This is a genomic window from Microbacterium nymphoidis (genome assembly GCF_021044885.1).
GTDB classification, from domain to species: Bacteria; Actinomycetota; Actinomycetes; order Actinomycetales; family Microbacteriaceae; genus Microbacterium; species Microbacterium nymphoidis.
Window position 1 is genome coordinate 119113 of the sequence record NZ_JAJNOD010000003.1, and the last position, 19235, is coordinate 138347.

A 19235-nucleotide genomic window follows, 5' to 3' on the forward strand; every position below is an offset into this window, starting at 1 on the left:
GCGTGCGCGACGAGGCCCTTCGTCTCGCTCCATGTTCCGGGAGCGGGATGAAGGGCCTCTGGGGGTCAGACGACGAGGGCGGGTTCGCGCTCGGGGGCGTCGGTGAGGAAACGGTCGTAAGCGTGGACCGTGAGGAACAGCGGGAACTCGTCACCGAGCACCAGCTCCCGGAGGATCTCGGCGGCGTCGTCGAGCCGGTCGTCCGGATAGCGATCGAGCTCGGCGAGAACGCGATCGATGGTGTACTCCACGCGCTCACGGACCACCGGAAGGCCGTCCTCGGTGAGTGCCCCCTGATGGATCCACTGCCACAGCTGGCCGCGGCTGATCTCCGCGGTGGCGGCGTCCTCCATCAGGTTGTCGATCGCGGCGGCACCGGTGCCGCGCAGCCAGGAGTCCAGGTAGCGCAGTGCCACCGAGACGTTCTGGCGGATGCCCTCGCGCGTCACCCGCCCGCCCTCGATGCGCAGATCGAGCAGCTGCTCGGGTCGCACCGAGACGTCCTCACGGAGGCGGTGGGTCTGATCGGTGCGTCCGGCCATCGCGGCGTCGAACTCGGCGCGCGCCACGGGGATGAGGTCCGGGTGCGCCACCCATGTGCCATCGAAGCCGTCCACCGCCTCGCGCCGCTTGTCGGCGGCGACCTTCTCGAAGGCCTCCGCGGTGACCAGTGGATCGCGCCGGTTCGGGATGAAGGCGCTCATTCCGCCGATGGCATATGCGCCGCGCTTGTGGCAGGTGCGGACGAGGAGCTCCGTGTAGGCGCGCATGAAGGGCACGGTCATCGTGATCTGTGACCGATCCGGCAGCAGGAACGAACGGCCACGGGAGTGGAAGTTCTTGATGATGCTGAAGAGGTAGTCCCAGCGGCCCGCGTTGAGACCCGCGCAGTGGTCGCGCAGTTCATACAGGATCTCCTCCATCTCGAACGCCGCCGTGATGGTCTCGATGAGCACCGTGGCACGGATGGTGCCGTGTGCCAGGTTGAGCCAGTTCTCGCTGAAGGTGAAGACGTCGTCCCAGAGACGCGCTCCCTCCAGGCTCTCCAGCTTCGGCAGGTAGAAGTACGGGCCGCGGCCGCGGGCGATCAGCTCCTTCGCGTTGTGGAAGTAGTAGAGGCCGAAATCCACCAGCGCACCGGAGACCGAGCCCTGCTGGCCTGCCGTGGTGGTGTACCGGAAGTGCTTCTCGCCGAGGAACCACCCGCGCGGGCGGAAGACGATGGTGGGAGTCTCCTCGCCGAGGCGATACTCCTTGCCCTCGTCACTCGTGAAATCGATCTGGCGGCGGATGGCGTCGTAGAGGTTGACCTGACCGCCGATGATGTTGTGCCAGGTGGGGCTCGTCGCATCCTCGTGATCGGCGAGCCAGACCTGCGCACCTGAGTTCAGCGCGTTGACGGTCATCTTGCGATCGGTGGGTCCGGTGATCTCGACCCGCCGATCGTGCAGGCCGGGGCCCGGGCCGGCCACGCGCCAGCTCGGCTCCTCCCGTACGGGCGCCGTGGAGTCGCGGAAGGTCGGTGTGTACCCGGCGTTGATCGCCTTCTGGCGCTCGTAGCGCTCGCGCAACCGGTCCTGCCGGCGCGCGGCGAACTGGTCGTGCAACGCCGTGAGGAACGCGAGGGCCTCGGGGGTGAGGATCTCATCGAAGCGGGGCTCCAGTTCGCCCAGCACTTCGAAACGGGGGTTGGTGGTCATGATCGTGGCCTTTCTGCATCCGTGCGGATCAGTGGAACTGGGCGGATTCGGTGGAGCCGACGAGGGCGAGTGTCGCGCTCTCGGGGTTCAGCGCGGTGGCGATCCGGTCGAAGTAGCCGGTGCCCACCTCCGCCTGGTGCTTGGTCGCGGTGTAGCCGCGAGCCTCTGCGGCGAACTCCGCCTCCTGCAGCTGGACGTACGCGGACATCTGGCGCTGCTTGTAGTCGAGGGCGAGTTCGAACATGCCGTGGTTCAGGGAGTGGAACCCGGCGAGCGTGATGAACTGGAACGCGTAGCCCATCGCCGACAGCTCGCGCTGGAACCGCGCGATGGTGTCGTCGTCCAGGTGTCGGCGCCAGTTGAAGGAGGGGGAGCAGTTGTACGCGAGCTTCTGATCCGGGAACTCGGCGTGGATCGCCTCCGCGAACCGGCGCGCGAGCTCCAGATCGGGCTCGCTGGATTCCACCCAGAGCAGGTCCGCGTAGGGAGCGTAGGCCAGTCCCCGGGCGATGACCGGTTCGATGCCGCCGGTGACCTCGTAGAAGCCCTCCGCGGTGCGAGTCCCGGTGAGGAACGGGCGGTCGCGCTCGTCGATGTCGCTGGTGAGCAGTGTCGCCGCGAGTGCGTCGGTACGAGCGATGATCACGCTGGGCACTGCGGCGACGTCGGCCGCGAGGCGTGCCGCATTGAGAGTACGGATGTGCTGGGAGGTGGGCACGAGCACCTTGCCGCCCATGTGACCGCACTTCTTCTCGCTGGCCAGCTGGTCCTCCCAGTGCACGCCCGCAGCCCCGGCGGCGATCATGCCCTGCATGAGCTCGTAGGCGTTCAGCGGTCCGCCGAAGCCGGCCTCCGCGTCGGCGACGATGGGCGCCTGCCAGTCGCGGGTGGTGGTCCCGGTCTCGGCGAATTCGATCTGGCCGGCACGCAGCAGTGCGTTGTTGATCCGCCGCACGACGGCGGGCACCGAGTTGGCCGGGTAGAGGCTCTGATCGGGGTAGGTCTGGCCGGAGAGGTTGGCATCGGCGGCCACCTGCCAGCCGGAGAGGTAGATCGCCTCGAGCCCGGCTCGTACCTGCTGTACGGCCTGATTGCCGGTGAGCGCACCCAGCGCGTAGACCCAGGATCCGGGATCGTCGTTGTTGCGCTGGATCAGCTCCCACAGCTTCTGCGCACCGCGCCGGGCGAGGGTCGCCTCCTCACGGACCGGGCCGCGAAGGCGGACGACGTCCTCCGCGGTGTAGTCGCGACGAACGTCTGCCCAGCGGGCATCGGTGATCCACTCCGCCTCGAGGTCGGTGGCGGTCTGGTTCTGCTGGCCGGGGAGGGCTGCGTACTCGGTCATGTCGGCTCCTTCGCTGAGTGCGGCGAGTGGTTCTGAGACGAGCATGCGCCGCACTTTCGGTCTTCTGCGATGGTTTTCGAGGAGAAATACGGCCGGATTTCTGAGGTTCGAAACGATTGCTCGTGTCATGCTGTCGTCATGGCGATGCAACGACGCACCCGCGGCGACGATGAAGACATGCTCGACTCCCTGACCATCGGCCGGCGCATCCGCGCTCTCCGGCTGGAACGTGCGATGACGGTGGAAGACCTGGGACGCGCGATCGATCGTGCCGCCTCCCAGGTGTCGGTGATCGAGAACGGGAAGCGGGAACTGCGCCTGGCCGAGTTGCAGCGGCTGGCCAAGGCCCTCGGCACCACGCTGGATGCGCTGCTCGAACCCGCGCCGCTCTCCCGTCGTGACGAGTTGGAGATCGCGCTGGAGCGAGCCCAGCGCGGACCGTTGTACCGCTCCCTCGGACTGGAACCCCTGCCGATCCGCCGCTCGCTCAGCGACGAGGCGATCGAGACGATTCTGCGCCTGCACGATGAACTGGGGCGTCTCCACGAGCAGCGCGCGGCCACGCCGGAACAGGCGCGACGCGCGAACACCGAACTGCGGGCACAGCAGCGTCGGCGCGACAACTATTACGAAGAGCTGGAGACATCGGCGGCCGAACTGCTCGGCGCCATCGGTCATCGCGGTGGCCCGCTGTCGCAGCGCGAGACCGGGGAACTGGCCGCCCATCTCGGCTTCTCCCTCCACTACGTCGGCGATCTCCCCGGCAGCACCCGCAGCATCACGGATCGACGGCACGGCCGGATCTACCTCCCGCTCCACCAGCGCGGCACCGACCTGCGCTCTGCGCTGCTCCAGGCGCTCGCCGCACATGTGCTGGGTCAGCCGGAGCCGCAGGATTACGGCGATCTCCTGCGTCAGCGTGTGGAGACCAACTACCTCGCCGGCGCCCTGATGGTGCCGCAGTCCAGTGCGGTGCCGTATCTCACCGAGGCGAAGGCGGCGCGCGAACTGTCGGTGGAGGATCTGCGTGACCACTTCGCCGTCAGCTACGAGACCGCGGCCCACCGGTTCACCAACCTCGCCACCCGGCACCTCGGCATCCCGGTGCACTTCACCAAGGTGCACTCCAGCGGGGTGATCTCGAAGGCCTACGAGAACGATGACGTGCAGTTCCCGACGGACGCGCTGGGATCCGTCGAGGGGCAACGGGTGTGCCGGTGGTGGAGTGCCCGCCAGGTGTTCGAGGTGGAGGACCGGCTCACGCCGTACCACCAGCTCACCGACAAGCCGGTGGGAACATACTGGTGCACGTCGGCCATCGTGAGCGCCAGCAACGGGGAGTTCTCCCTCAGCGTGGGTACACGCTTCGCCGACTCCCGCTGGTTCCGCGGGCGCGACACCCGCCGGCGGATGACGTCAACGTGTCCCGACCCGGCCTGCTGCCGGGAACCTCGCCCGGAGGCGGCCGAGCACTGGCGCGGTCAGGCGTTTCCGAGTGCCCGGCTGAACTCGTCGCTGCTCGCGGCGATGCCGGACGGCAGCACCACCGGCATCGACACCGTGGCGGTCTACGAGTTCCTCGACCGCCACGCCGCCGCCCTCGACGAATCCTGACCCGAATCGGGCACAGGAGCTCGCGTGCCGCGAGGCCGATCCGGGTTCGCCGCTGTCGCGAAATGAGGAGATTGTCGCGAAATGGGGACGTTGTCGCGAAACGAGGACATTGTCGCGAAACGAGGACATTGTCGCGAAATGAGGACCATATCGGCGTTATGGCACTTCTTCGGGCGAAATCTCCTCGTTTCGTGACAAGCCTCACGCCGCGGGCGCGCGGCGTGAGGCGCCCACCACGTGCCGGCGGGACGCGTCAGCGGGGGAAGACGCCGAAGAACGTGGCGAGGACGGCATCGATGTCTGCCCGGAGCGCGATGTCCAGCACCGGCCACGCCCCCTGTCCACCGTGGACGGCGTCCTCGGCGGCATGCGGGCGGCGGTCTACGATGGTGGCCCCGCGACTGGCTCCCGGCGCGAGCTCGACGTGCACGGGGTAGGACTCGAACGTGAACAGCTCCGGGTTGGTGAGGGCGATCACGGCACCGGCATCGCCGATGCGACGGTTGTCCACGATGGTGTCGCCACCGGGGACGGTCACCGTGAAGGAGAGGAGACCGGCGAGGGCCCGCTGGACGGCGTCGTCCTCACGGAGAGCGGCCACCTGCTCGTCGTCGGCGCGGATGCGATCGAAGACGTCCAGTCCGTACATCGTGAGAGGGATGCCGCTGGTGAACACGATGTGCGCGGCCTCAGGGTCGTGCCACACGTTGAACTCCGCCGTGGCACTGGCATTGCCGACCGAAGCCGAACCGCCCATCGTCACGATGCGAGCGATCTGCGGCACCACCTCGGGGTGTGCGCGCAGCAGCAGCGCGATGTTGGTCATCGGGGCGAGGGTGATGATGGTGAGCGGCTGCTCCGCTTCCATCAGCGTGCGTCGCAGCAGCTCGACCGCGCGCACCGGCTCCGGGGAACGAACGCCGCGCGGCAGGTCGATGCCGCCGACACCGTCGGACCCGTGGATCCAGGCAGCGGAGCGCGCTTCGCCGATCAGCGGCTGTTCGGCGCCGCCCGCCACGGGGATCTGCGGCGCCCCTGCCAGCTCCAGCAGCGCCAGCGTGTTGTCCAGTACCTGCGGCAGGTCGACGTTGCCGGCTACGCACGTGATCGCACGAACGTCGATGCCGGGGTGGTGCAGCGCGTACAGCACCGCCATCGCGTCATCGATGCCGGTGTCCACGTCGAGGATGACGCTGTGCTGTGCCGGGGCTGACGAGGTGTTCATAGGTCCTTCTCGGGTTCAGTCGCGCAGGTGCGCGGGCAGATCATGCAGGGTGAGTGGCGATCGGGCCGGTGCCGGTGGCCCCACGTAGAACGCCGACATTCCGGCGCGGCGCGGTCCTTCGATGTCGGCGTCCCAGGTGTCACCGACGAATGCGACGCGCGCCGGATCGGCGGGGTAGCGCGCCAGGGCCGATGCGAAGAGGTTCGGATGAGGCTTGCGCCATCCCTCCGACACCGACAGCACGGTCGCGGTCACATGCCCGCCGAGAGCGAACCGTGCGAGCAGATCAGGCACGAGACGTTCGTCGTGGGTGTTGCTCACGACGATCACGCGGTGGTCCTCCGCGAGCGCGGCGAGAGTCTGCGCGGCGCCGTCGCGGGGCCGGATCGGCGCCGTCCACGCCTCCAGATACTCGTCGACGAGCTCCTGGCGAGCGTCAGCGGAGGCGTCGACCCCGATGAGGGCCGCGAACCGCGCCGCCACCTGGGACATGGAGTACTCGCGCCCGGTCGTCCTCGCCTTCGATTCGTGCTCCGCCCACGCCCGATCCCAGGCGCCGGTGGCATCGGCGGCCGATCCGTGCCGCAGGGCGAAGGCCTGTGCGGCGGTGAGGGACGTGCCGTCTCCGGTACGCACGCTGGGCTCGTACTCGACGAGCGTGCCGAAGAAGTCGAACCAGACGTCGGTGAAACGCGCGCTCACGCGCCTTCCCGTCGGCGCACGATCTCCGCGATCCACAGCGGGGCGAACGGAGACGTGCAGTTCGGCGGGGTGGGATAGTCCTTCAGCACCTCGAGCCGTTCGCCGATCTCCAGCGCGCGTGAGCGGTACTCCGGATGGTGGATGCCGATCTGTGCGAGCGCGTCGTTCATCGCCCACTGCAGGCGATCGGGCGCGTCGCGCATCGCCGGATCGATGAGATCCAGCAGCTGTGACAGGTCCAGTCCCGCCGGCTTCTTCACGATGCGCTCCGAGGTGAGCGCCCACCCTGCTGCCTGCACGAGGGGATCCGGGTCGACGAACCAGCGCTCGCGCAGGACTTCTGCGTGCGGGGACTTCTTCACGATGTAGTTGACCAGCCAGTCCAGCACCTTCGGCGCCCGCGCCTGCCGGAGCATGGTGTCCAGCTCGTCCGCGGTGTGATCCTTCGGCTTCGTGAGCAGCAGCGCAAGCAGGCGTGCGGCGGTGTCGCCCGTCGCCCACAGGTCGTCGGCCAGCGGCTGCTGGGCGCCGATGCGCTTAGCCAACCCGCGCAGCTTCGTCAGGTTGACTCCGTGATCGTCGCCGTGGCGCTCGTTCACCGCCCGCATGCGGGGATCCTCGAGTGCGGCGAGTTCCGCCATCACGCTCGCCACGTCGTCCGACATCGCGCCTCCCCGTCTGCGTCTCGTGCCGCGCTCGCGGCTGCCTCCAGTCTACGGACGGCGTCGGCGCGCATTGGCTCGCTCAGCCGGCCGGGACATCGATCACGGACACTTCGCCGCGGCGGGCGGCGACGAGCCCGGCCGAGGCCGCGGCGAGGTCGGCATCGAACCTGTCAAGCAGCTCAGGGCTCACCCGCACCCCGAGCAGGGCGCCCCTCGCGCCGTAGCCTGTCTGATCCATCACCGCGTCGTGACGGGCGGCCCAGTCCCGCATCAGGTTCTCGTACCGCCCGGCGTCCGTATGCGGCACCTCCACCGACACCGCGACCAGCTCACGGCGATGGATGATCGCAGCGCGATCGAGAGCCTCCGAGACCGCGGACGAATACGCACGGACGAGCCCGCCCGCCCCGAGCTTGACGCCGCCGAAGTAGCGCGTTACGACCACCACGAGATCGGTGAGCCCGCGCCGCCGGAGCACCTCCAGCATGGGCATACCCGCGGTGCCACTGGGTTCGCCGTCGTCCGCCGAGCGAGCCTGGTCGCCCCGTACTCCCGTGATCATCGCGGTGCAGTTGTGGCGTGCATCCCAGTACTGCGTGCGGATGCCGGCGATTGCAGCGTCGGCATCCGGCACGGAACGCGCCGGGATCGCATGCGCGATGAATCGCGACTTCTTGATGACGATCTCATGCTCCACGGCCGCCGCGATGCTGTCGGGGTACCTCGTCATCATGCTCCGTCCGCGCCGGGGCGTTCGTCGTTTCGTGCGTTCGGATCCGGCCGTGTCCCGGGGCGAGAGCGCGTTGTCGCCGCCAGAAGCGCGTCCGTCTCGCGCGCCACGGGCGACGTCGCCGGTCCGCGCCGGGTCACCGAGATCGATGCGGCGGCGTTGGCACGACGTACCGCGGCATCGATCGCGTCGCCGCGCAGGAGCGCCGCGCACAAAACGCCGAGGTGCGTGTCGCCGGCCCCTGTGGTGTCGATGGCGTGCTGGGGAAAGCCCGCCACACTGCGGGTGCCGGCGCCGTCGGCGATCCAGCACCCCGCCCCACCGTCGCGGACGAGCACGATGGCATCCGGTCGGAGCAGGGAGCGCAGGCGCGTCGCGACGTCGATGAGCGGGGCATCGGGTGCAGCGCCGGCGAGTGCGCGGGCCTCACCGGCGTTCGCGGTGAGGACGTCGGCGCGGGCGAGCACGCGCCTGCGCACCTCAGCCGACACCGCACCGAACACCGGAGAAGGATCCAGCAGCACACGGGCGGACGCGATGGAGTCGAGCCAGTCGGGCACGGTGTCGGCACCGGTTCCGGATGTCAGCACATAGCCGGTCACCGCGATCAGATCCCGGTCGCCCACGATGACGGTGGCGAGGTCGCTCGCGGACACGTCCGCCTCCGCGCCATCGACGGTGATGAAGGTGCGCTCCGCAGTGTCGTCCACCATCACGATGCAGTAGCCGCTGTCCTGCTCCGCCGCGGGCGTGACCGGCGTCTCACATCCGATGTCGTGCAGCATGCCGGCGATGATCGTCCCGAACGGACCGCTGCCGTATCGTCCCGCATACGCGATCGCGGCACCGTCGCGGGAGGCTGCGATCAGCGTGTTCGCGCCGCCGCCGGCGGTGATCTCGGAGTGCGTGGCGAGGACCTCGGTGCCGGCGCGGGGAAGCGCGGGCACCGCCACGCCGATGTCGACGATGACGCTGCCGGCATACACCAGCCGACCCTGTTGCGCCGTCTCGGTCATGGGTTCCTCCGTCGGATGTGATCGGGTGCGAGAGCGGGGGTACCGCGTGTGCGGAAGAGGCTCACCGCTCGGGCTCGACATGGCGCAGAGCGAGCAATCCGGTTGCGCGCGACGCGAGATCCAGATCGTTCACCCGAGTGACCTGGGAAGCCGCCTCCGCCGGCCAGGCGTGCATGCCCCCGCCGGCACCGAGGACCGCTCCCGCGATCGCCCCGATCGTATCCGTATCGCCGCCGACGCTGGCCGCGACTCCGAGAGCGGCCCACGGCTCCAGTCCGCTGGCGGCGAGGGCGAGAGCGGCCACCACCGACTCCTGGGCGGCGACCGAGGTGCCGATGAGATCGATGCACAGCCGCGCGGCCTCGCCGGGGGAGGCTCCCTGCAGCAGATCGACGGCCCAGCGGATGCGCGGTGCCACCCGGGCCCCGTCGATCCATGGCGCGAGCCGTTCCGCCTCCTCGGCGGCCTCGGCGCCGATGAGCACGGCATCGCGCACCCCGGTGCCGTCGATTCCGGCGCTCACTGCTGCGGCGACCGCGGCGGCGGAAGCCAGACCGATCGAGGTGTTATGCGTGACGAGCGCAGAATCCCGCACGGCGTCGATCAGGCGTCCACGCCGGCCGGCGGAGAAGGCGATGCCGACGGGCGCGACGCGCATCGCAGCGCCGTTGGTCGCACCGCGCGTACCCGTGACAGCGGGATCTTCGCCCGCCTGCAGCCGTGACAGTGCGCGCTTCGTGGACGGGCCGAGCAGATCGAGCGACCCGGCCGCGATCATCCGCTGCTCCCAGGCGAGAAGCTCCTCAGCGAAGCGGTGCGGGTCGATCGTGCCGGCCGCGTCGATCAGGAGGTCGGCCAGCAGGATCGCCTGTTCGGTGTCATCGGTGATCGTTCCGGCAGGCAGACCGGCCGCGATGAGCTGATGCGGCCCGGCGTCGCGCAGCTCGCGGATCTCGCCGTAGTCCGCGAGGATCACGTCCCGTGACAGGTCTTGCGTCGGCATGCCCAGCGCGTCGCCGAGGGCAAGGCCGGTGAGCGCAGCCTGGGCGCGATCGAGCGCGTTGTTCATGGGTCCACTCTGAAGCTCCCGCGCCGTGGCGGCAACTCGGGAGGCTCGGTCACGCACCGGGGGTGCCCGCAGCGCAGGAGCAGCCTGCTCGGCAGCGTTGCGGGCGCCGCGCCGGCTCAGGAAGCGGCGGTGAGGACGGCCAGGGCGGTGGCGGTGACCGTGGAACGATGACGCCCGGCGGCCCAGCCCATCCCCGCTGGCGAGCGGTACTCGAGCAGCGTCAGGGCGTCCGCGTCGGCACCACGGCCGATGGAGGTCTGATGCAGGCTCAGCACCTCGATCCCGGCAGCCGCGGATCCCAGTGCCGCCAGCACGGCCTCCACCGGGCCGCCTTCGACGCTCGCGCGGACCTCGGTTCCATCGCCGCCGACGATCCGCGCCGTCGTGCCGTGCTCGTCGGTGTCGATCTCGCGCACCGCGTAGCGGGCCGGACGCAGGTACACCCGCGTGAACACCGCCCACAGTTCGGCAGCTGACACCTCGTCGCCGGTCGCGTCGGTGTGGCGCTGCACATGACGGGAGAAGTCCACCTGTGCGCGACGGGGCAGCTCGACGCCGTACTCGGTCTCCAGCAGGTAGGCGATGCCGCCCTTCCCGGACTGCGAGTTGACCCGGATCACGGCGTCATACGAACGCCCCAGATCCGCGGGGTCCACCGGCAGGTAGGGCACGCGCCACGCTGCCTCGCGTTCGTCGACCCCCTCGGCCGCGGCGCGCTCGCGGTGCTCGGCGAAGCCCTTGCGGATGGCGTCCTGATGAGTGCCGCTGAACGCGGTGTGCACGAGATCGCCGACGTAGGGGTGCCGCGGGTGCACCTCGATGCGATTGCTGTGCTCGACGACGCGACGCACGTCGTCGATGTCGGAGAAGTCGATCATGGGATTGACGCCCTGTGCGTGCAGGTTCAGGGCGAGCGTGGCCAGATCGACGTTGCCGGTGCGTTCGCCGTTGCCGAAGATGCAGCCCTCGACGCGCTGCGCGCCGGCGAGCACGGCCAGCTCCGCGCATGCGATGCCCGTGCCACGGTCGTTGTGCGGGTGCACGGACAGGATCACCGCGTCGCGACGTGCCAGATTGCGGTGCATGAACTCGATCTGGTCCGCGTACACGTTGGGCGTCGCGATCTCCACGGTGGCCGGCAGGTTCAGGATCACCGGCCGATCCTCCGACGCCTCCCACAGATCGGTCATACCGTCGCAGACCTCCAGGGCGAACTCCGGTTCGGTGAGATTGAACACCTCGGGGGAGAACTCGAATCGTACGTTGGGCAGGTCTCCGGCGAACTCCAGAACGTCCCGCCCGCCCTGCAGGATCAGATCGAGCAGCTCCGAGCGGTCCCGGCCCAGGACCACGTCCCGCCACATCGGCGCCGTCGCGGTGTACATGTGGATGACGACGGGGTTGCGGATACCGCGAATGGATTGCACCGTGCGTTCGATCAGGTCGCGCCGGGCCGGTGTGAACACCACGATCGTCACGTTCTCCGGCGCGATGTCCGAAGTGGCGATCAGTCGCACGAAGTCGTAGTCGGTCTGCGATGCGGACGGATAGCCGACCTCGATCTCGGTGTAGCCGATCCGCACCATCATCTCGAAGAAGCGGCGCTTTCGGGCGGGGTCCATCGGCTCGGCGAGCGCTTGATTCCCGTCGCGGAGGTCGACGGGGACCCAGAGCGGCGCCTCGGTGATGCGAGCGTTCGGCCAGGTGCGTTCGGTGAGCGGCACCTCGACGCGGGAGAACACGTCGGTGTACCGGTGCGACGGCATCGGGGACGGCTGCTGGCGATTCCAGAACGGAGCGGTGGCGGCGCTGGCGGTGGTGGTCATGACTTTCCTCTGCTTCTGAGTGTGATCGACCGGTGCACACAAGCCACGACGGGTACCGGTCGGTCAGAGCCCGTCGTGGCGGAGAAGGAGGAGAAGCCGCGTCATGTCGTAGACTGTACACCACTCCTCAGACAAGTAGACATGCTGTGCATCGCGGACGCCCTGGTTCCGGATACTGGAGGACACGAGAGCGGAGGCGCGACATGACCCAGGTGCGACGAGAGCCGCTGGCCGATCAGGCCGCGCGCCTGCTCCTGGAGCGCGTGCGCTCAGGGGAGTGGGAGCTCGGCGAGAGGCTGCCGGGGGAGACCACGCTCGCTCCGCAGCTGGGCGTCGGGCGCTCGACCGTCCGCGAGGCGATCCGTCTCCTCGCCGGCCGGGGAGTGCTTGCCGCCCGTCAGGGAGCGGGGGTGTTCGTCACCGCCCTGGATGTGGTCGAGGAATGGGACGACGTCGTGCGGCGTTCCGACCTCGCCGCCGTGATCGAGGCCCGCATCGCCATCGAGACGGAAGCCGCGTCACTCGCCGCAGGACGCCGCACCCGCACGGATATCCGTGTGCTCCGTGAAGCGCTGGCCGCACGCGCGGACGAGAGTCTCGGTCGTGACGAGTACGTCGCAGCGGATCTCGCCTTCCACCGCGCCGTGGTGGCTGCGGCGCACAACCCGATCCTGCTGGAGCTCTTCGACGGCTTCACCCCGCGCCTGCGCGAATCGATGCAGGACATGGTCCGTCGGCGTCCGACGGGGGGACCCGACGCCGATCACGATGATCACATCGCGCTGGCGGAGGCCATCATCGATCGTGACGCGCCGCGCTCAGCCGCCACCAGCCGCACCCACCTCACCGCGCTGAAGGACTTCCTCTCGTGAGCGACACCTCTGCGCGGGTCGCGGTGTCGCAGCGTCCACCCCACACCCGCCGTGAAGGAGTTCTGCCATGACCGTCCCCGATTCCGCCGCACCCGTCCTCGAGCTGCGCGACATCGTGTTCCGGCGCGATGGGCGAACCATCCTGCACGGCATCGACCTCACCGTCCGCGCGGGGGAGCACTGGGCTCTCCTCGGACCCAACGGCGCGGGCAAGAGCACGATCCTCGGCTTCTGCGGCGCGCAGACGTTCCCGACGTCCGGCACCGTCGATGTGCTGGGCCGCCGGCTCGGCCGTGTCGAGCTCGCCCTGCTGCGGCGCGACATCGGACACGTGAATCCCCGGCACCCCATCCGCACCGCCCACTCGGTCCAGGACATCGTGCTGACCGGGATAACCGGCACCGTCGAGCGGCCCATGCGGTGGGAGCCGAGCGCCGCGGAGATCGCCCGGGCGGACGAGCTCATCGCCCTCGTCGGGCTCACTGCGCAGCGCGACGGGCTGTGGCAGCACCTGTCGCAGGGGGAGCGCGGCCGATCCCTCATCGCGCGCGCGCTGATCGCCGAACCCCGCCTCCTGCTCCTGGACGAGCCGACGACGGGCCTGGACGTCGCCGCGCGCGAGCAACTGCTGGAGACCATCGACGATCTCGCGCGAGACGTGCCGGAGGTGGCCTCGGTGCTGGTGACTCACCATCTCGAGGAGCTTCCGGAGTCCACCACGCACGCGCTCGTCATCTCGCACGGCGCCACGGTCGCCTCCGGCGCGGCGCGCGACACCGTCACCACAGACGTGATCTCCCGGGCTTTCGAGCACCCGATCACGGTGGGACACGAGGGCGGCCGATGGTCGGCACGCGCAGAGCGAGCACGTCACGCTGCCGGATCCTGACGGGCCGGGTCCGCGGCCGGAGCGCCCGACGGGAGCGATGCGCCGCACCTGGCAGGATGGAACCATGACCACCTGGCTTGTCACCGGCGGCGCCGGCTACATCGGATCCCACGTCGTTCGCGCTCTGCAGAGTGCCGGGATGACCCCGGTCGTCATCGACGACCTCTCCAGCGGGCACGCCTCGTTCGTGCCGGAGGGGGTCGCCTTCGTCCAGGGAGACATCCTGGATCGTGATCTGCTGGTCAGCGTGATGCGCGATCACGGAGTGAGCGGTGTGATCCACGTCGCGGGCTACAAGTACGCCGGCGTCTCGGTGCGACGCCCGCTGCACACGTACCAGCAGAACGTCGAGGCCACCCGCGTCGTGCTCGAGGCGATGGCGGAGACGGGCGCGGACAAGCTCGTCTTCTCTTCCTCGGCCGCCGTCTACGGCACCCCGGACGTGGACCTCGTGACCGAGGATCTGCCGAAGGCGCCCGCATCGCCCTATGGGGAGTCCAAGCTCATCGGCGAATGGCTCATCCGCGATCAGGCCGTCGCCACCGCCGATGGTGACAGGCCGCTTCGTCACACCTCGCTGCGCTACTTCAACGTGGTCGGATCGGGGGAGAAGGGTCTGCCCGACACCAGCCCGCACAACCTCTTCCCGATGGTGTTCGATCGCCTGATCGACGGGCGCACCCCCGCGATCTTCGGTGACGACTACAACACCCCCGACGGCACCAACGTGCGCGACTACGTGCACGTGTCGGATCTCGCGATCTCGCACGTCGCGGCGGCTCGTCGCCTCGATGCCGGCGAGCCGGTGGAGCCGGCCTACAACCTCGGTTCGCAGAACGGGCTCTCGGTCAAGCAGATCATGGACGCGATGGCCCGTGTCACGGGTATCGACTTCACTCCGGAGATCGCGCCGCGTCGTCCGGGTGACCCGGATCGCATCGTCGCCACGGGCGAGCTCGCCGCGCGCGACCTCGACTGGGCGATGCGTCATGACGTGGACGAGATGGTCCGCTCCGCGTGGGAGGCGCGACAGGCCTTCGCAGGCTGACGATGACACGCTCCGGCGGGGCGGGGATCGCCTCCGATAGTCCGGAGATCGTGTGCATCTGCGGCTCGGCACGGTTCGCCGCCGAGATGCGCGCGGTGAACCGGCAGCTGACGTTCGCGGGCGTCATCGTGCTCGCACCCGCGGAGACGGGCGAGCCTGTCACGCCGTCACAGAAGGCCGTCCTGGATGCCGTGCACCTGCGCAAGATCGATCTCGCGGATCGTGTCATCGTGGTCAGCCCGGGCGGGTACATCGGGGAGTCCGTGCGGCGCGAGATCGACTACGCCATCGCTGCGGGTAAAGCGGTTTCGTTCATCGGTGCGGTGAGCGTGGGAGAACCCGGTCATCTGCTGCGGCGCGCGGCGACACGTCACACAGCGCTGTGATCAGGAACACGACGCGTGGCGCATGCCGAGCGCCTGTGCCGACGAGAGCACGACGCCGAGGCGCAGAGGGCGTACGGAACCGTGACACCTCCTCTCTTCCCGGGGAGGGTCACGGTTCCGTACGTGTGACGTCAGACGAGCGTCAGCTGATGCGTGCGGTTCCTGCCAGGAGCGGGCGGGAGGTCATGAGGGCGATCCGCACGATCCCCGCACCGACGAGGAGCACACCGCCGATGACGACGAAGGTGAGCGGGGCGATGATGAGACTCGCGCCCACCAGCGGGAACAGGACGATGGCAGCGATCGCGGCCGATCCGAGGCTGGTGATCAGCAGCGGTGACATCACCGAACGGCGGCGGGCGGCGTCCATGGTGGAGAGCTCCGTGCCCAGCATCGTCAACGAGCGCGACAGTTCGCGGCGGTCGATGACGTCGGCGGACTGCGAGACCCCCACCGCACACGCCACCATGATGAACGAGCCCACCACGGTGATGATCAGCCCGGTCCGGATGTCTGCGATCAGGAACTGGTCGGTGGCGTTGCCGGCATCGTTCCCGATCATGCCGAGCAGGGAGACGCCCGCACCCGCGAACACCGACATGAAGCTGGTCATGGCGATGCCGGAGATCTGCCGCCACGCAGCCTTCGGGTCCTCGGTCACACGGCGGGCGGCGAGGAGCTTCGCGGGCGTTGCCGCTCGGCGTGCCTGACCGCGAGCGACGGTGGCGAGCACCCACGGGCCCACGAGGTTGAGGAGGGCGAGGGTGCCGCCGAAGCAGAGCGCGAGGATGCCGAGGATGATGAACGGTGCCGCGGCCACGCCGCCGATCGCGCCGGCGACGGTCGAGGCGATGGCGACGAACACCACGGCGATCACCGGCCGCAGCCACGACAGGCGCGGCGCGTCCTGACGCGTTCGCACACCGAGTGGGGAGAGGATCACGCGCTGCAGGCTGAGCATGGAGCTGACCGCCGCCAGCAGGACGACCGTCGCGGCCACGGCTGCGAAGCCCCAGAGCGGCGGGACGACGGCTGCGAATCCGAGCGGGGCGCCCCGGAACGGCACGAGCGCGATCAATGGGAGGAGAGCGAAGGAGCCGAGCGATCCGAGAACGGCGCCGAGGAATGCGATGGCGGCCGATTCGACGACCGTCGCCACCCGGATCACCGAGGAGGGCACGCCGAGCAGGCGGAGGGTCGAGAGTCTCTCATCGCGACGCCCCGCCGACAGACGTGCGGCGGCACCGCCGAGTGAGAGCATCGGTGGCAGGAGCAGAGCGAGCGCGATCACAGCCAGCGCCTGATACATCATCGACACTTCGTCCTGGTACGCCCAGAACGTCTGTGCTCCACCGAAGAGCACCAGGATCAGTGCCGTGACGATCGCGAACGCGACGAGCGGCAGGATCACGGTGGAGCGGCTGCCCTTCTCATTGCGCAGGGACAGGGAGAGGACCTGCCTGATCATGCGTGAGGTCATCGTGCGTCTCCTGCCTGTGCGGAGGTGGGCATCGCCACAGCGGCAAGGAGTGCATCCGGGTGGGAGGCGGTGACAGCCGGGACGGGAGAGTCCTGCCGGGGCGCGTTCGGCTGCGCGGAGGATGCCCCGGGTGTGCCCTCCGCCTGCGGGGCGGCCCAGGTTCCCGCGATGCGGCCGTCGCGCATCTCGATGATGCGGCTGCAGCGCGTCGCCACCGTGCGATCGTGCGTCACGACGATGAGGGTGCGGCCCTGGCCCGCCGTCGCCGCGATGAGCGCGGTCATCACCTCGGATGAGGTGCGAGAGTCCAGTGCTCCCGTCGGCTCGTCGGCGAACACCACGGGCGCCCCGGTGACCTGGGCGCGCGCGATGGCCACTCGCTGAGCCTGACCGCCGGAGAGCTGGCCGAGGCGCCGATCCTCCATGCCGCCCAGGCCGAGCTGTGCGAGCCATGTCCGCGCCCGCGCCTCGGCATCCGTGCGCGAGGCGCCGGTCAGCATCGCGGAGAGGGCGACGTTCTCCAGTGCCGTGAGCTCCGGCAGGAGCAGGCCCTGCTGGAACACGAAGCCGAAGGACTCCCGGCGCAGCCGCGAACGTTCGTTGTCACTCATACGGGCGACATCCTGTGTTCCTGCGCCGGTGCTCAGCATCACGGAGCCCGAATCCGGGGTGATCACGCCGGCGAGGGTGTGCAGGAGGGTGGTCTTCCCGGACCCGGACGCGCCCATGATCGCCACTGATTCGCCGGGGCTCACGGCCAGGCTCACCCCGGCCAGGGCGGTGGTGGCGCCGTACGTCTTCACGAGGTTGTCTGCGCGGATGATCGAGTTCATGCCTCCAGCCTCCGCAATCGCCGGTGCGGACGCGTCGGCCCGCGGGCTGATTCCGGTCATCCTCGCGCATGACCCCCCATCATCCAGAAAAGTGAGTACACTCATAAATGAGCAAACTCAGGAGTGATGATGAGCGGGCGACGAGATCGCAACAAGCAGGACAAGCGGGACCGCATTCTCGCGGCCGCTCGTGACCTGTTCGCCGAACGCGGGTTCTCCGGCGTGACGACGCAGCAGATCTCCGAGCGCGCTGACGTGGCTGCCGGCACGCTGTTCCGGTACGCCGCCACGAAGGGGGAGCTCATCCTGATGGTGGAGAACGACGCCTTCGCGGCGTCGGTGGACGACGGCATCGCTCGGGCGCGTGCGATCGCCGACCCCGCAGAGGCGGTGTTCACCCTTGTCGAGCCGGTGCTCGCGCTCGCCGAGCGCAACGCCGAGAACACGATGGCCTACCAGCGTGAACTGCTCTTCGGCGGTGCGGACGAACCGCATCGCCAGGAGGGGATCGCCGTGATCGTCCGCCTCGAGGAAGCGGTCGCCGCGCTCCTGCCCGTCGACCACGCGGCAGCGTACATCGCGGCTCGTTCGGTGTTCGCCGTACTTCACCTCGCGCTCGTGAGCGCGTCTCTCACTCCGGTCGAGCGAACCCGCTCGGTCCGGCTTCAGATCCAGCAGATCGTGCGCGGCGCAACCGCGTCAGAGGAAAGGACATAGACATGACCAGTGACATCCGCAAGGTGACCGTTCTCGGCACCGGCGTGCTCGGCTCGCAGATCGCCTTCCAGACGGCGTTCCACGGGTTCGAGGTGACGGCGTACGACATCGACGAGGCCGCATTGACGGCTGCACGGGACCGTTTCGCCAAGCTTGCCGAGATCTATCGCACCGATGTCGACGGTGGCGCCGACAAGGCCGATGCCACCCGCGACGGCATCGTGCTGAGCGCAGACCTCGCCGCGGCGGTGGCAGATGCCGACCTCGTGATCGAAGCGGTTCCGGAGGTGCTCTCCCTCAAGCAGGACACCTACCGCAAGCTCGGTGAGCTGGCGCCGGAGAAGACCATCTTCGCCACCAACTCGTCCACGCTGCTTCCCAGCGACATCAAGGACTTCACCGGTCGTCCCGACCGGTTCCTCGCGCTGCACTTCGCCAACCAGGTGTGGAAGTTCAACACCGGTGAGGTCATGTCGACGCCCGACACCGATCCGGCCGTCTTCGACCGCGTGGTCGAGTTCGCTGCCGAGGTCGGCATGGTGCCGATCCCGATCCGCAAGGAGAAGGCCGGCTACGTGCTGAACTCGCTGCTGGTGCCGTTCCTGGATGCCGGCATGGAACTGGCCGCGTTCGGGTACGCGGAGCCCGCCGACGTGGACAAGGTGTGGCGGATCGCGACCGGAGCGCCGATGGGCCCGTTCCAGATCCTTGACGTGATCGGCCTGACCACGCCGTACAACATCTCCAGCCACGGAGATGAGAAGGGTCAGCAGATCGCCGCCTGGCTGAAGGAGAACTACATCGACAAGGGGAAGCTGGGCATCGCCACCGGCGAGGGCTTCTACTCCTACGGCAAGTGACCACCCTTCAGGGCTGCGCTCGGCGGTGATGTCGAGCAGGCTCTGCGGCCGTCCTGCACCGGGCCCGGGCGAGTCTCCCGTGAGACTCAACCGGGCCCGATGCCGTGCTGCTGCGGGGTGTGCGATGGCGGTGCGTACGGTGGCGGCGAGCGCGGTCGTGGCGCGGGCGGTTGGGGTGATTCCGGTCGTGGCGCGGGCGGCTGGGGTGGTCACGGCGTGGCGCGGCCGGCTGGGGTGATTCCGGTCGAGGCGCGGCCG

18 protein-coding genes are annotated in these 19235 nt (G+C 69.1%); 7 read left to right on the forward strand and 11 right to left on the reverse strand.

The annotated features are described in order from the left end of the window. Positions 1-65: 65 nt before the first annotated feature. Together aceB and aceA are read right to left on the reverse strand one after the other, a co-directional pair. The gene (aceB, locus tag LQ566_RS12290) at positions 66-1700 is read right to left on the reverse strand and encodes a malate synthase A (protein ID WP_231092000.1); all 1635 of its coding nucleotides are present in this window, start codon (positions 1698-1700) and stop codon (positions 66-68) included. A 28-nt stretch (positions 1701-1728) separates the two neighbouring features. After that, positions 1729-3045, reverse strand: coding sequence for an isocitrate lyase (aceA, locus tag LQ566_RS12295; protein ID WP_231092001.1), 1317 nt, complete (start codon positions 3043-3045; stop codon positions 1729-1731). A 138-nt stretch (positions 3046-3183) separates the two neighbouring features. On the opposite strand from aceA, the gene LQ566_RS12300 reads away from it, so the two are divergent. Beyond that, positions 3184-4659: a helix-turn-helix transcriptional regulator gene (locus tag LQ566_RS12300; protein ID WP_231092002.1), complete on the forward strand. Its 1476-nt coding sequence runs from the start codon at positions 3184-3186 to the stop codon at positions 4657-4659. 253 nt (positions 4660-4912) lie between these two features. On the opposite strand, the gene LQ566_RS12305 is transcribed toward LQ566_RS12300, so the two are convergent. From LQ566_RS12305 to LQ566_RS12335, 7 genes are all read right to left on the reverse strand, one after another. Then, positions 4913-5884, reverse strand: coding sequence for a nucleoside hydrolase (locus LQ566_RS12305; protein ID WP_231092003.1), 972 nt, complete (start codon positions 5882-5884; stop codon positions 4913-4915). 15 nt (positions 5885-5899) lie between these two features. Beyond that, a complete protein-coding gene (locus LQ566_RS12310) occupies positions 5900-6586 on the reverse strand; it encodes an HAD family hydrolase (protein ID WP_231092004.1) in 687 nt (228 codons plus the stop codon). Next, positions 6583-7251: a DNA alkylation repair protein gene (locus LQ566_RS12315; protein ID WP_231092005.1), complete on the reverse strand. Its 669-nt coding sequence runs from the start codon at positions 7249-7251 to the stop codon at positions 6583-6585. Before LQ566_RS12315 ends, LQ566_RS12310 begins: the two co-directional genes overlap by 4 nt. A gap of 79 nt (positions 7252-7330) precedes the next feature. Then, positions 7331-7981, reverse strand: a complete 651-nt coding sequence (locus tag LQ566_RS12320; protein WP_231092006.1) for an IMPACT family protein — start codon at positions 7979-7981, stop codon at positions 7331-7333. Next, positions 7981-8997 (reverse strand): PfkB family carbohydrate kinase, encoded by a 1017-nt coding sequence (locus LQ566_RS12325; protein WP_231092007.1) that lies wholly within the window; start codon positions 8995-8997, stop codon positions 7981-7983. Before LQ566_RS12325 ends, LQ566_RS12320 begins: the two co-directional genes overlap by 1 nt. 61 nt (positions 8998-9058) lie before the next feature. Further along, positions 9059-10066, reverse strand: a complete 1008-nt coding sequence (locus tag LQ566_RS12330) for an ADP-ribosylglycohydrolase family protein (RefSeq protein ID WP_231092008.1) — start codon at positions 10064-10066, stop codon at positions 9059-9061. Positions 10067-10182: 116 nt separating this feature from the next. Continuing rightward, on the reverse strand, positions 10183-11892 hold the full coding sequence (locus LQ566_RS12335; RefSeq protein ID WP_231092009.1) for a 2-isopropylmalate synthase: 1710 nt from the start codon (positions 11890-11892) through the stop codon (positions 10183-10185). Between the two features lie 203 nt (positions 11893-12095). Between LQ566_RS12335 and LQ566_RS12340 the strand changes: the two genes are divergently transcribed. The 4 genes from LQ566_RS12340 to LQ566_RS12355 all read left to right on the forward strand — a co-directional run bounded on the left by LQ566_RS12340 (position 12096) and on the right by LQ566_RS12355 (position 15087). Further along, the gene (locus LQ566_RS12340) at positions 12096-12764 is read left to right on the forward strand and encodes a FadR/GntR family transcriptional regulator (RefSeq protein ID WP_231092010.1); all 669 of its coding nucleotides are present in this window, start codon (positions 12096-12098) and stop codon (positions 12762-12764) included. A gap of 67 nt (positions 12765-12831) precedes the next feature. Beyond that, positions 12832-13653 carry an ABC transporter ATP-binding protein gene (locus LQ566_RS12345; RefSeq protein WP_231092011.1) on the forward strand — a complete coding sequence of 274 codons (822 nt, stop codon included), beginning with the start codon at positions 12832-12834 and terminating at the stop codon, positions 13651-13653. Between the two features lie 64 nt (positions 13654-13717). Then, the gene (galE, locus tag LQ566_RS12350; RefSeq protein ID WP_231092012.1) at positions 13718-14701 is read left to right on the forward strand and encodes a UDP-glucose 4-epimerase GalE; all 984 of its coding nucleotides are present in this window, start codon (positions 13718-13720) and stop codon (positions 14699-14701) included. A 2-nt stretch (positions 14702-14703) separates the two neighbouring features. After that, positions 14704-15087 carry a hypothetical protein gene (locus LQ566_RS12355; RefSeq protein ID WP_308070929.1) on the forward strand — a complete coding sequence of 128 codons (384 nt, stop codon included), beginning with the start codon at positions 14704-14706 and terminating at the stop codon, positions 15085-15087. Positions 15088-15229: 142 nt separating this feature from the next. Here the strand turns inward: LQ566_RS12355 and LQ566_RS12360 are convergent, their stop codons facing one another. Then, a complete protein-coding gene (locus LQ566_RS12360; protein ID WP_231092013.1) occupies positions 15230-16567 on the reverse strand; it encodes an FtsX-like permease family protein in 1338 nt (445 codons plus the stop codon). Beyond that, positions 16564-17400 (reverse strand): ABC transporter ATP-binding protein, encoded by an 837-nt coding sequence (locus LQ566_RS12365; protein WP_231092014.1) that lies wholly within the window; start codon positions 17398-17400, stop codon positions 16564-16566. Before LQ566_RS12365 ends, LQ566_RS12360 begins: the two co-directional genes overlap by 4 nt. A 129-nt stretch (positions 17401-17529) precedes the next feature. Here LQ566_RS12365 and LQ566_RS12370 point away from each other — a divergent pair, with 129 nt between their 5' ends. Both LQ566_RS12370 and LQ566_RS12375 read left to right on the forward strand, forming a co-directional pair. After that, positions 17530-18117, forward strand: coding sequence for a TetR/AcrR family transcriptional regulator (locus tag LQ566_RS12370; RefSeq protein ID WP_231092015.1), 588 nt, complete (start codon positions 17530-17532; stop codon positions 18115-18117). Positions 18118-18119: 2 nt separating this feature from the next. Beyond that, positions 18120-18977, forward strand: a complete 858-nt coding sequence (locus LQ566_RS12375; protein WP_231092016.1) for a 3-hydroxyacyl-CoA dehydrogenase — start codon at positions 18120-18122, stop codon at positions 18975-18977. Positions 18978-19235: the final 258 nt, after the last annotated feature.

Excerpts from the sequence above, each read along its gene's own strand:
- LQ566_RS12305 (WP_231092003.1), bottom strand. The coding sequence starts at position 5,884 with ATGAACACCTCGTCAGCCCCGGCACAGCACAGCGTCATCCTCGACGTG.
- LQ566_RS12300 (WP_231092002.1), top strand. The coding sequence starts at position 3,184 with ATGGCGATGCAACGACGCACCCGCGGCGACGATGAAGACATGCTCGAC.
- aceB (WP_231092000.1), bottom strand. The coding sequence starts at position 1,700 with ATGACCACCAACCCCCGTTTCGAAGTGCTGGGCGAACTGGAGCCCCGC.
- aceA (WP_231092001.1), bottom strand. The coding sequence starts at position 3,045 with ATGACCGAGTACGCAGCCCTCCCCGGCCAGCAGAACCAGACCGCCACC.
- LQ566_RS12335 (WP_231092009.1), bottom strand. The coding sequence starts at position 11,892 with ATGACCACCACCGCCAGCGCCGCCACCGCTCCGTTCTGGAATCGCCAG.
- LQ566_RS12360 (WP_231092013.1), bottom strand. The coding sequence starts at position 16,567 with ATGACCTCACGCATGATCAGGCAGGTCCTCTCCCTGTCCCTGCGCAAT.
- LQ566_RS12315 (WP_231092005.1), bottom strand. The coding sequence starts at position 7,251 with ATGTCGGACGACGTGGCGAGCGTGATGGCGGAACTCGCCGCACTCGAG.
- LQ566_RS12345 (WP_231092011.1), top strand. The coding sequence starts at position 12,832 with ATGACCGTCCCCGATTCCGCCGCACCCGTCCTCGAGCTGCGCGACATC.
- LQ566_RS12370 (WP_231092015.1), top strand. The coding sequence starts at position 17,530 with ATGAGCGGGCGACGAGATCGCAACAAGCAGGACAAGCGGGACCGCATT.
- LQ566_RS12375 (WP_231092016.1), top strand. The coding sequence starts at position 18,120 with ATGACCAGTGACATCCGCAAGGTGACCGTTCTCGGCACCGGCGTGCTC.
- LQ566_RS12325 (WP_231092007.1), bottom strand. The coding sequence starts at position 8,997 with ATGACCGAGACGGCGCAACAGGGTCGGCTGGTGTATGCCGGCAGCGTC.
- LQ566_RS12340 (WP_231092010.1), top strand. The coding sequence starts at position 12,096 with ATGACCCAGGTGCGACGAGAGCCGCTGGCCGATCAGGCCGCGCGCCTG.
- LQ566_RS12320 (WP_231092006.1), bottom strand. The coding sequence starts at position 7,981 with ATGACGAGGTACCCCGACAGCATCGCGGCGGCCGTGGAGCATGAGATC.
- LQ566_RS12355 (WP_308070929.1), top strand. The coding sequence starts at position 14,704 with ATGACACGCTCCGGCGGGGCGGGGATCGCCTCCGATAGTCCGGAGATC.
- LQ566_RS12330 (WP_231092008.1), bottom strand. The coding sequence starts at position 10,066 with ATGAACAACGCGCTCGATCGCGCCCAGGCTGCGCTCACCGGCCTTGCC.
- LQ566_RS12365 (WP_231092014.1), bottom strand. The coding sequence starts at position 17,400 with ATGAACTCGATCATCCGCGCAGACAACCTCGTGAAGACGTACGGCGCC.
- galE (WP_231092012.1), top strand. The coding sequence starts at position 13,718 with ATGACCACCTGGCTTGTCACCGGCGGCGCCGGCTACATCGGATCCCAC.